This is a genomic window from Acinetobacter lwoffii (assembly GCF_022967985.1).
Lineage (GTDB): Bacteria > Pseudomonadota > Gammaproteobacteria > Pseudomonadales > Moraxellaceae > Acinetobacter.
On sequence record NZ_JALJVC010000004.1, the window covers coordinates 40,727 to 52,100 of the forward strand.

Genomic DNA, 11,374 nt, shown 5'->3' on the forward strand with positions numbered 1-11,374 from the left:
CTATGTCTCCAGTAACCCCAGCTGAACAAGCGAAAAAATTAATCAAAGTGCCGGAAATGCGCCGTATCAAACACATTCATTTTGTGGGGATCGGTGGCGCAGGCATGTGTGGTATTGCGGAAGTGCTGAAAAACCAGGGCTATAAAGTTTCCGGTTCAGATATCAAGGCATCCAATACCACCGCACAGCTGGAAGCGAATGGCATTAAAGTCTATATCGGGCATACTGCAAATAATATTAAGGGCGCCAACGTGATCGTGGTCTCTACCGCGATTGATAAAGAAAATCCGGAAATTAAAACCGCGATTGAAAACCGTATTCCTGTGGTTCGCCGTGCGGAAATGCTGGGTGAACTGATGCGTTACCGTCATGGTATTGCCGTTGCCGGTACGCATGGCAAGACCACGACCACCAGCCTGATCACCTGTATGCTGGCTGAAGAAAATATGGATCCAACCTATGTGATCGGTGGTTTACTGAACCGTACCGGTATGAACGCAGCCTTGGGTGCCAGCCGTTATATCGTGGCCGAAGCTGATGAATCAGACGCCTCTTTCCTGCACCTGGAACCGATGGCTGCCGTGGTGACCAATATTGATGCCGATCATATGGATACCTATGGCGGTAGCTTCGATGTCCTGAAAGATACCTTTATCCAGTTCCTGCAAAAACTGCCATTTTACGGCTTGGCCGTAGTCTGTGGTGATGATGCCAATATCCGTGAAATCATGCCGCGGATTGCACGTCCGTTACTGACTTATGGTTTTAATGAAGACAATGACATCCGCGCAGTAGATGTTGATCAGGATGGTATGCAAACCCACTTTACCGTATTGCGTAAAGAGCGTGAGCCATTGCGTGTAACGGTCAACCAGCCAGGTTTGCATAATGTGCTGAATGCCCTGGCCGCGATTGGTATAGCAACCGATGAAGGCGTGTCTGATGCTTCAATCTGCCGTGCACTGGAAGGTTTCAGTGGTGTGGGTCGCCGCTTTGAGGTTCAGGGTGAGTTTGCGATTGAGGGCGGTGACGTGAAATTGGTGGATGACTATGGTCATCATCCAAAAGAAGTCGAAGCGACGATTAAAGCCGCGCGTCAGAGTCATCCGGACCGTCGTTTGGTAATGATGTTCCAGCCACACCGTTATAGCCGTACCCGTGACTGTTTTGATGATTTTGTGGAAGTGCTTTCTACTGTAGACCAGTTATTGTTGCTGGATGTTTATCCTGCCGGTGAAAAACCGATTGTCGGGGCGGACAGCCGTACTTTGGCCCGCAGCATTCGTCTACGTGGCGAAGTCGAGCCGATTCTGGTTGATGCAGCGGACGGCAACCTGAATCAGATCATGAGAAAAGTATTGCAAGCAAATGACTTGTTATTAACCCAGGGCGCAGGTAATGTTGGAGCAATCTCAGTCGAGCTTGCGCAAAATCACTTATATATAAAATAGTCATCTTGCATGACTGAATTGAATTGACCAGATTGAAAAAAGTTTAAGGATATAAACGTGTCAAATGCTTCAAAATTCGGAAAAGTTGCCGTGTTGCTTGGTGGTAAATCTGCAGAGCGTGAGGTTTCTCTAGACAGTGGTACGGCGGTACTTGAGGCATTAGTGCGTTCAGGGGTTAATGCGGAAGCGTTTGACCCGCAGGAGCGTAGTGTCACAGAACTGGTAAATTATGATCGTGCTTTTATTGTATTGCATGGACGTGGCGGGGAAGACGGCCAAATTCAGGGTGCACTGGAATGGTTAAACGTGCCGTATACCGGTACCGGTGTACAAGGTTCTGCGATCGGCATGGACAAGGTCAAGACCAAGCAGGTCTGGCAGGGTTCGGAATTACCGACAGCGCCGTATCGTATTGTCACCAAAGATTCTGATGCGACCGACATTGTTAATGCTTTAGGCTTGCCTTTGATTATCAAGCCGGTGCATGAAGGTTCCAGTATCGGCATGAGCAAGGTCGAGAAAATTGAAGACTTTGCCGAAGCGATTACCAAGGCAACTGAACATGATGCCGTGGTGATGGCAGAAAAATGGATTACCGGCCGTGAATACACCATTGTGGTTTTAAATGGTCAGGCGCTACCGGTGATTCGTCTTGAACCGCCTCAAGATGTTGCCTTCTACGATTATGAAGCGAAATATCAGCGTAATGATGTGCAATATGGCATTCCATGTGGTTTAAGTGAAGCTGAAGAGCAGCAGTTAAAAGCCTTGAGTTTGCGCGCATTCCAGGCAGTCGGTGCCAGCGGTTGGGGCCGGATTGATGCCATGCAGGATGAACAGGGCAACTTCTGGTTGCTTGAAGTGAATACCGTGCCGGGAATGACCAGTCATTCACTGGTGCCAAAGGCGGCAGCTGCAGTCGGTTACAGTTTTGATGAGCTGTGTGTGGCGATACTGGAACAGACCTTGACTGGTTCGGCACACTAAATATGGCTCAACTTCCTGTTTCCATGCGCCGTAAACGTGCTGCGATTACTTCAATTCACGACAAGCCGCCAACACGCAAAGAAAAGCTGACCAATTTTGGTGGCTGGTTATTGTTGTGTATTGCGCTACTGGTGCTGGCCTTTGGAATATTGGGCTTATATAAAGTCATGACCAATAGTGACGTGGCAGAGCTGGGTGTCGTGGGTACGCGCTCGGTTGCTGAACAGCGTCAGGTCATGCAGTATGTGTCACCGATTGTGACCGAAAACTATTTTACTTCGGATTTGGAAGCGATCCGTGATCGTACCCTGGAATTGTCCTGGGTAGATCGGGTCGTGGTGTCCCGAGCCTGGCCAAATGGCATTCGGGTGCGGGTGATGCCGCATCATGCGATTGCGCGTTGGGGAACGGGACGTTTATTGAGTGACAGTGGTGTGATTTTCACGGAAGTCACACCCAAGAATTATCAGGCATTACCGTTACTACATGGGCCGGCGAGCCATGCAGAAACCATGATGCGTCGTTATAATGAAATTAATCAATTATTTTTGCCACAAGGCATTCGTCTAAAAGAATTATATCTCACCGAGCGAATGACCTGGTTTATGCAGTTTGATTCGGGTTTAAGAATAATTGTGGATAAAGATCAGACCATGAGCAAATTACAACGCCTGAGCCATCTGTCTCAGAGTGATTTGAAGCCGGTCTGGTCTAAAATTTCGGCCATCGACCTGCGTTATCGCAATGGATTGTCGATCCAGTGGAAAAATTCAATTCCGCCTAAAATTGTAAATGGACATTTTATTGTAACCATTGATGACACGGGCGTTGAGAATAAGGTAACAGTAAAGCCATAATGACCGGCTTTAAAAAATAGAGGCATTTAAAGCCATAAATCTAACAAACACGTAATGGTAGTAGTGAATAATGAGTGAAGCTGTTCCCTCGGTTGTGGCGATTGACATTGGGACACACAAAGTTTCAGTTTTGATTGGCAAGGTACACGCGCCAGACAATATCCAAGTGATTGGTATGGCCACCGCTCGTAACCGAGGCATGAGTAAAGGGAAAATTGTCAGTCTCGATAAAGTTATTACTGCAATTAAAAATGCCGTTCAAGAAGCAGAAGATATGGCGGAATGTCGTGTACATTCTGCCTGGGTCTCTATTCCAAGTGCCGAATTAAAAAGCTTTTATGCTTCAGGTCGTACCTCGATCGACAATAGCGAACATGCGATTACCACCAGTGAAGTGGTGCGTGCACTGGAATTGGCCAAAGCCAGTCATTTGACTTCAGATCATTATCTGGTCAGTGCTGTACCTCTGGGTTTTGAGCTGGATGATTCACCGGAATGGGTGCTAAACCCGATTCGTATGTCGGCACATAGCATGACTGGGCATTATCATCTAATGATGCTGCCGATTAGTACCATGCAAAATATTGATCGCGCCCTGAAAGGTGCCAATATTGGCGTGGAAAAAATGGTGGTGTCGAGCTTGGCCACCGCCGAAGCCAGCCTGCTCAAAGACGAAAAAGAATATGGCGTATGCTTAGTAGATATAGGTGCCGGCACGACCAATGTTGCAGTGTATGTGGATGGTCGTCTAGCCTTAACCCATACCTTCCAGCGTGGCGGTGAACATGTGACTCGTGATATTGCAGCAGTATTGCAAACCACAACTGAAGAAGCTGAACGCCTGAAATTATTGTATGGCTGTGTCGACCTGAAAGTGGTCAAGCCTGACCATATGATTCAGTTCCAGGGCATTGATGGACCACAGACCATCAGCCGGATCGAGCTGACCGAAATCATCATGGCGCGTTATGAAGAAATTCTGGGTCTGGTGCGTGATGAACTGGTAAAAAATGGTGCCCTCCAGGGCTTGTATCATGGTGTGGTATTGACCGGTGATGCCAGTCATATCGAAGGGATGGTGAGTTTTGTTCGCCGTACCATGGGAGTCTCGGCACATTTAGGTAATCCGCCGACTCAGGTGTATGCAGATGAACAACATCAGGCTGCTTTACGTCGCTCACAATATAGCACTGTGGCGGGCTTGCTGATGTTTAGTCAGAGTGATACCCAGGACACGATTGTGGAACAGGATGATGTAGAACGGTTGTCATTGGCCAAGCGGGTCAAAAGAGCCTTGTTTGGCTTTAATGACACCTTGAAATCAATCTTTTAAGTCGATTTTTATTGTGAATATTGTTGGGAAGATGTAGTTAATCCGGCTTGTACTTGACAAGTGAACGCATGAGCAGCATTCTTAAAAACAATTTTATTAAGATTAAGGCAGTATACGGGCTTAGTGACTGCCAATTATGAATTAGGAATTTTATAGGTCATGGCCTCATTTGAATTTTTCGAAGACGATCATAGCGATAGCAATGGTCAAGCCCGTTTCACTGTGTTTGGTGTAGGTGGTGCGGGTGGTAATGCTGTACAACATATGTTGCAGTCCGATATCCAGGGCGTAAAGTTTGTTTGTGCCAATACGGACAAGCAGGCATTGGATCGCATGGAAGCCGAATTTAAAATTCAGCTGGGCGAGCAAAGTACCCGTGGTCTGGGTGCAGGTGCAAATCCGCAAGTCGGCCAGACCGCAGCAGAAGAAAGCCGTGAACTGATCCGCCAGCAGCTTGAAGGGACCGATATGGTCTTTGTTACTGCGGGTATGGGCGGTGGTACCGGTACCGGTGCAGCGCCAGTCGTGGCTGAAATTGCGAAAGAAATGGGTATCTTGACCGTTGGTGTCGTGACCACGCCATTTAACTTTGAAGGCAAACGCCGTCTACAGTCTGCTGAAAAAGGCATCGAAGCTCTTGAGCAGCATGTAGACTCATTAATCATCATTCCAAACCAGCGTCTATTGAAAGTCTTCCGTGATATTTCAATGAAAGATGCATATAAAAAAGCGGATGATGTTCTACTGAATGCAGTACGCAGTATTTTTGATTTGGTAGTCCGTCCTGGCCATATCAACCTTGACTTTGCTGACTTAAAAACAGCCATGAGCACTCGTGGTTATGCCATGATGGGTGTCGGTCTGGGTCGTGGTGAGAACCGTGCACGTCAGGCTGCTGAGCAGGCAATCCGTAGTCCATTACTCGACAACGTGACTATCATGAATGCCAAAGGCATTCTGATCAACGTGACTGGTGGCGATGACGTGACTTTCGGTGAAATTGAAGAAATTACTGATGTCGTGAACCAGATTGTCGATTTAGATGAGGGTCAGGTGTTCTACGGTACCGTTTTTGATCCGGATGCGCGTGATGAAATCAGCGTGACTGTGATTGCAACAGGTTTAACCCGTCATGCAGCGGATTCAGTTGAACCGACCAAACGTACTAATGTACAGGCAACTCGTCCAGCAGCAGTTGCACAGGCTGTGGTGGAAGATGATGATGTACCGGCAATTCAGCGTCAGCAACATGAAACAGGTGCAGCAGCGAATCCAGCAGCAACTTCAGTTTCTAGCCCGCGCCCAACGCCAATGAGTATTCAGGATTATCTTAAGAATCAACAGCGTAAATAACATGTAACATCATGTGTTTAGCTGGATTAGACAGGAAAGGTGGCTTTTAAGCCACCTTTTTGTTTTTTATCAATGGCCAAATATGCTAACGTATAGCGGTTTTATAGATGAACAGATGATAAAAGCATGTTGAAACAACGTACCCTGAAACGTGTCGTGAAAGCGAGCGGAATCGGTCTTCACAGTGGGCAAAAAGTCATGATTAACTTTGTGCCGCACCATGCCGATGGGGGAATTGTGTTTCGTCGTATTGACCTGAATCCGCCGGTGGACATTCCTGCCGATGCCATGTTGATTCAGGAAGCCTTTATGTGCTCGAACCTGGTTCAGGAAAATGCCAAAGTAGGCACCATTGAACATGTCATGAGTGCGATCGCTGGTCTGGGCATTGATAACCTAATTATTGAAGTATCGGCTTCTGAAGTGCCGATTATGGACGGCAGCGCAGGTCCGTTTATTTACCTGTTAATGCAGGGTGGTTTGCAAGAACTGGATGCTGCTAAAAAATTCGTCAAGATTATTAAACCGGTTGAAGCACTGATTGATGACAAACGTGCCATTTTTAGCCCACATGAGGGCTTTCAGCTGAACTTCACCATTGATTTTGATCATCCTGCCTTTAAAAAAGAACATCAGTCTGCCAGTATCGATTTTTCTACTGAAACCTTCGTTTATGAAGTCAGTGAAGCGCGTACCTTTGGTTTTATGAAAGATCTGGATTATCTCAAAGCCAATAACCTGGCGCTGGGTGCCAGTCTGGAAAATGCCATTGGTGTGGATGAAACTGGGGTCGTTAATGAAGAAGGTTTACGTTTCTCGGACGAATTTGTACGTCATAAAATTCTGGATGCCGTGGGTGATTTATACCTGCTCGGACATCAGATTATTGCCAAATTTGATGGTTACAAATCTGGACATGCCTTGAATAATCAACTTTTACGCAATGTGAAAAGTGATCCAAGCTGCTATGAAATTGTAACATTTGATGACGAAGCTAATTGTCCAATCATGTATGTGAATGTGACATAAGTCATTGTGTTTGTGTCTTTATGTTTTTGTTATTGCTTTAATACTGTGACACACATCACATAATGTTTGCTTTTAAATTTATTACATTTGATTGCGATGTTACTTTTTATTGCTTGCCAAACGTAGTAAAGCTTGGCTAAGCTTAGGGTCGCTTATAAAGTCAGCAGCACTACGAAGTAATTCCTGTGTTTCTGCATTTAAGGCTCTTTCAGGTGTTGCTGAAACAGGTGATGTTTGCGAAGGATTCCGCAAGCAAACTTGAAGTTTAGTGAGATCTCTTAATTCATTTATTTGAGAGAGTTGTGAAATGTATTGCTTTTGAAGATAGGCCAATTGACTGATCATGGCCTGGTTTTCACCAGTAATCGTTAACACACCATTTTGATAGCAGACAACCTGCCAGAGTTCCGGTTGGGGCAATAGCGGTTGTACGAGTTTCGTAAGTTTCTGCCAGGCAGCGACTTGTGATGAGAGAAACGAAAAGTTTCCTGTTTTTATCTGTTTTCTTGTTTGTTGAAAAACGTTGACAGGTTCCGACATACATAATTCCTACATATTTATGTCTTAATCTTATGCGCTTCTTTTAGTGGATATCAAGGATAGAGATCTTCAAGAAACTCGATTAAAGCAGTTTAGAGAGGTTTTTTATGCATATGCGACGTATTTTGTTGGCATTTTCTTTATCAGTTTCAGCGGCTTCGGTTGCGTTCGCAGATTTAGTCAATCTAAATCAAGAAAATGGTTCAACAGATCGTATCGAGCAATTGACGCGTACTCTGGCACAGGGTGCATATACTCATCCAGATGATATCGATATTCCAGCACAGACTAAATTAAATGTTCAGCTTCGTGAGAAACCGGTTGAACTAAACAATCGTACGCTTGCTCAGAAGTATGCCAATACTTCATCCAACAAAGCGGCAGCAAACAGTGCTTATTCTTGGCTAATTTCTCATCCTTTACCTAATTCTCGCGTAAGTTCAAATTACGGTGGCCGTACCATGAGTGGCCGTGCTGAAAATCATTCAGGCCTTGATCTTGCAGCGCCAAGTGGTACACCAATCTATGCAACAGGTCCAGGGATTGTGACCAAATCAGGTTGGGGCACAGGTTATGGTCAATACGTTGAAATCAATCATGGCAATGGCTATTTAACGCGCTATGCCCATGCTTCACGTCTTATTGCACGTGTGGGAGAGCAGGTGCAAGCAGGTGATCATATTGCCAACGTCGGCTGTACTGGTCGCTGTACCGGTCCACACTTGCATTATGAAGTAGTAAAAGACGGTCAACGTAAAAATCCATCCACTTATTTGGCTATGTTACCTTAAGTATAGACCTGAATAACAAGATGCATCTCTATACATAAAAAATCTCCGATAAGCATTTTAAAGCGTTTAAGCTGAAGGCTCTTCAAGTCAACTTGAAGGGCTTTTTGTTTTATCGCTTTTAGATATCATATTATCACCAACTATTATAATGATTGTATAATAAATCGCCTTTATTGACTATTTTTTGTTATGTAGTGTAATTATACGTCACCCATCATTTAGTTCCTAAATAGTACTGCTAAATCGCATTCAGCTAAGGCCATACCTGCAGAGGTCTTAAATATGGTACATATAAGACATTAGATTAGGCTTTTAGGAACTGTAGATTATGGCGTTTTATGGCGATACAGACGCGCAAGAAACCCAAGAATGGCAAGATGCATTTGACTCTGTTTTGCAGCACATGGGCACTGAGCGTGCAGCATTTTTGTTAGAAAAACTTTATCAACGCGCAATTGCAAAGCATGTTCCTATCCAGCGTTTAAATACTCCCTACTTAAATACGATTTCTGTTGAAGAACAACCTGCAATGCCAGGCGATCAGGATATGGAGCGTCGTATTCGCGCGCTGATCCGCTGGAATGCCTTGGCAATGGTATTACGCGCGAATAAAACCGGTGATGATCTCGGTGGTCACTTGGCGAGTTTTGCTTCTTCCGCAACCCTTTATGATGTGGGCTTTAACCACTTCTTCCGTGCCAACAGCGATAGCTTTGGCGGCGACATGATCTATTACCAAGGTCACTGTGCACCGGGTATTTACGCGCGTTCATTTTTAGAAGGCCGTTTGACTGAAGAGCACCTGAATAATTTCCGTCGTGAAGTAGGTGGTAAAGGTTTGCCATCTTATCCGCATCCTTATTTGATGCCGGACTACTGGCAGTTCCCGACCGTATCGATGGGTCTGGGTCCAATCATGTCAATTTATCAGGCACATATCCAAAAGTACCTGATGAACCGTGGCCTGATTAAAGAAGAAGATCGTAAGGTTTGGGCTTATCTGGGTGATGGTGAGATGGACGAGCCGGAAAGCTTGGGTGCAATTTCTCTGGCAGGTCGCGAAAAGCTCGACAACCTGATTTGGGTAGTGAACTGTAACTTGCAACGTCTGGATGGTCCGGTACGTGGTAATGGCAAGATCATTCAGGAACTTGAGTCATTATTCCGCGGCGCAGGCTGGCGTGTGATTAAAGTTGTGTGGGGCCGTCATTGGGATCCACTACTGGATAAAGATAAATCCGGTGCACTGAAAGCAGTGATGGAAGAAGCGGTCGATGGCGATTTCCAGCGTTACCAGGTAAAAGGTGGTGCTTACGCGCGTGAAAAGTTCTTCGGCAAATATCCAGAAGCAGCTGAGTTGGTTAAAGACTTAAGCGACGAAGATATTGATAATCTGAACCGCGGTGGTCACGACCCGTACAAAGTCTTTGCTGCTTATGCCGAAGCATGTACGGCCAAAGGTCAGCCGACCGTGATTCTGGCAAAAACCGTGAAAGGTTATGGTTTGTCGGAAGAAATCGAAGCAGTCAACAAAACTCACCAAATCAAGAAGATGCAAATCAATTCTTTGAAATACGTGCGTGACCGTTTCAACCTTCCTTTCACTGATGAACAGCTTGAAGAAGTACCGTTCTACCGTCCAAGCGAAAATTCCCCTGAATTGAAATATATGAAGGCGCGTCGTGAGGCGCTAGGTGGCTACCTGCCTGCACGTCGTAAGGAAAGCGAACAGCTGGCGATTCCTGGACTTTCAGTATTTGATTCGGTCTTGGCCGGTTCAAATGGTAAAGAACAATCCACCACAATGGTGATGGTGCGTTTAATCTCTGCACTTCTTAAAGAGAAAGCGATTAAAGACCGCGTTGTTCCAATTGTTCCAGATGAAGCCCGTACTTTCGGTCTGGAAGGTATGTTCCGTCAGCTCGGTATTTATGCCGCGCATGGCCAGAAATATACTCCGGAAGACCAAGAACAGCTGATGCATTACCGTGAAGCCAAAGACGGTCACATGTTGCAGGAAGGGATTAACGAAGCCGGTGCGATGAGTGCATGGGCAGCGTTGGCGACCAGTTATTCAACCAATAACCTGCCAATGATTCCGATGTATATGTACTACTCGATGTTTGGTTTCCAGCGTATCGGTGATATTGCCTGGGCAGCAGGCGATGCACAGGCACAAGGCTTCTTGCTGGGTGCAACTGCAGGTCGTACTACACTGAACGGTGAAGGCTTGCAGCATCAGGATGGTCATTCACACATCTTGGCTAATACCATTCCAAACTGTGTTTCTTATGACCCATGTTTCGGTTATGAATTGGCAGTGATCGTGCATGACGGTTTACAACGTATGTATGTGAACCAGGAACGTGTGTTCTATTACCTGACCGTGATGAACGAAAACTACGAGCATCCGGAAATGCCAAAAGGTGTTGAAGAAGGCATCAAGCGCGGTATGTACCTGCTTGAAGAAGATGAAAAAGCCACTGTTCAGTTACTGGGCTCAGGTGTGATTCTGCGTGAAGTGATCAAGGCAGCGAAGATTCTTCGTGAGGAATATCAAATTCATTCAAATGTCTACAGCGTAACCAGCTTCAATGAACTGGCACGTGACGGTATGGCATGTGAAGAATACAACCGCTTGCATCCGCTGGCTGAAGACGTAAAAGAAGCATGGGTATCGAAACAGCTTCGCGGTACTGAAGGTATCGTCGTGTCTGCAACCGATCATATGCGTGCTTATAGCGAACAGATTCGTGCTTATCTTCCAGATGGCCGTCCATTCGTAGCATTGGGTACTGACGGTTATGGCCGTTCAGATACACGTGCCAACTTGCGTAGTTACTTCGGTGTTGATGCTGCCCATATTGTGGTGGCAACTTTGAAAAAACTGGCAGATGAAGGTGAAGTTGATGCGCGCCTGGTAAAAGATGCGATCTCGACTTTCGAGCTTGATACAGATCGTCCAGTGGCTTGGGCACCGCAAGAAACCCCATGTGTACATGCTGTTGCTGACTACAAAGAGGAGAACTAAGC

At 45.9% G+C, this 11,374-nt stretch carries 9 protein-coding genes; 8 read left to right on the top strand and 1 reads right to left on the bottom strand.

All coding sequences use genetic code 11. The annotated features are described in order from the left end of the window. Window positions 1-2 precede the first annotated feature (2 nt). From murC to lpxC, 6 genes are all read left to right on the top strand, one after another. Window positions 3-1,451: a UDP-N-acetylmuramate--L-alanine ligase gene (murC, locus tag MWG72_RS03890; protein ID WP_155861660.1), complete on the top strand. Its 1,449-nt coding sequence runs from the start codon at window positions 3-5 to the stop codon at window positions 1,449-1,451. Window positions 1,452-1,508: 57 nt separating this feature from the next. After that, window positions 1,509-2,438 carry a D-alanine--D-alanine ligase gene (locus tag MWG72_RS03895; protein WP_004729157.1) on the top strand — a complete coding sequence of 310 codons (930 nt, stop codon included), beginning with the start codon at window positions 1,509-1,511 and terminating at the stop codon, window positions 2,436-2,438. A gap of 2 nt (window positions 2,439-2,440) precedes the next feature. After that, window positions 2,441-3,295: a cell division protein FtsQ/DivIB gene (locus MWG72_RS03900; protein ID WP_247143269.1), complete on the top strand. Its 855-nt coding sequence runs from the start codon at window positions 2,441-2,443 to the stop codon at window positions 3,293-3,295. A 70-nt stretch (window positions 3,296-3,365) separates the two neighbouring features. Continuing rightward, complete coding sequence (gene ftsA / locus MWG72_RS03905) at window positions 3,366-4,628, top strand: cell division protein FtsA (protein WP_005245712.1); 1,263 nt, start codon at window positions 3,366-3,368, stop codon at window positions 4,626-4,628. 159 nt (window positions 4,629-4,787) lie between these two features. After that, complete coding sequence (ftsZ, locus tag MWG72_RS03910) at window positions 4,788-5,981, top strand: cell division protein FtsZ (protein ID WP_247143270.1); 1,194 nt, start codon at window positions 4,788-4,790, stop codon at window positions 5,979-5,981. Window positions 5,982-6,107: 126 nt separating this feature from the next. Next, the gene (gene lpxC, locus MWG72_RS03915; RefSeq protein WP_004647241.1) at window positions 6,108-7,010 is read left to right on the top strand and encodes a UDP-3-O-acyl-N-acetylglucosamine deacetylase; all 903 of its coding nucleotides are present in this window, start codon (window positions 6,108-6,110) and stop codon (window positions 7,008-7,010) included. Window positions 7,011-7,109: 99 nt separating this feature from the next. Here lpxC and MWG72_RS03920 read toward each other — a convergent pair whose 3' ends face one another. After that, a complete protein-coding gene (locus MWG72_RS03920; RefSeq protein WP_247143271.1) occupies window positions 7,110-7,550 on the bottom strand; it encodes a DciA family protein in 441 nt (146 codons plus the stop codon). A 107-nt stretch (window positions 7,551-7,657) separates the two neighbouring features. Here MWG72_RS03920 and MWG72_RS03925 point away from each other — a divergent pair, with 107 nt between their 5' ends. Next, on the top strand, window positions 7,658-8,341 hold the full coding sequence (locus MWG72_RS03925; RefSeq protein WP_004281322.1) for a M23 family metallopeptidase: 684 nt from the start codon (window positions 7,658-7,660) through the stop codon (window positions 8,339-8,341). 328 nt (window positions 8,342-8,669) lie between these two features. After that, on the top strand, window positions 8,670-11,372 hold the full coding sequence (gene aceE, locus MWG72_RS03930) for a pyruvate dehydrogenase (acetyl-transferring), homodimeric type (RefSeq protein WP_180180807.1): 2,703 nt from the start codon (window positions 8,670-8,672) through the stop codon (window positions 11,370-11,372). The last annotated feature ends 2 nt before the right edge of the window (window positions 11,373-11,374 follow it).

Coding starts and splice junctions, on each gene's coding strand:
- murC (WP_155861660.1), top strand. CDS start 3: ATGTCTCCAGTAACCCCAGCTGAACAAGCGAAAAAATTAATCAAAGTG.
- MWG72_RS03900 (WP_247143269.1), top strand. CDS start 2,441: ATGGCTCAACTTCCTGTTTCCATGCGCCGTAAACGTGCTGCGATTACT.
- ftsA (WP_005245712.1), top strand. CDS start 3,366: ATGAGTGAAGCTGTTCCCTCGGTTGTGGCGATTGACATTGGGACACAC.
- ftsZ (WP_247143270.1), top strand. CDS start 4,788: ATGGCCTCATTTGAATTTTTCGAAGACGATCATAGCGATAGCAATGGT.
- lpxC (WP_004647241.1), top strand. CDS start 6,108: ATGTTGAAACAACGTACCCTGAAACGTGTCGTGAAAGCGAGCGGAATC.
- MWG72_RS03920 (WP_247143271.1), bottom strand. CDS start 7,550: ATGTCGGAACCTGTCAACGTTTTTCAACAAACAAGAAAACAGATAAAA.
- MWG72_RS03925 (WP_004281322.1), top strand. CDS start 7,658: ATGCATATGCGACGTATTTTGTTGGCATTTTCTTTATCAGTTTCAGCG.
- aceE (WP_180180807.1), top strand. CDS start 8,670: ATGGCGTTTTATGGCGATACAGACGCGCAAGAAACCCAAGAATGGCAA.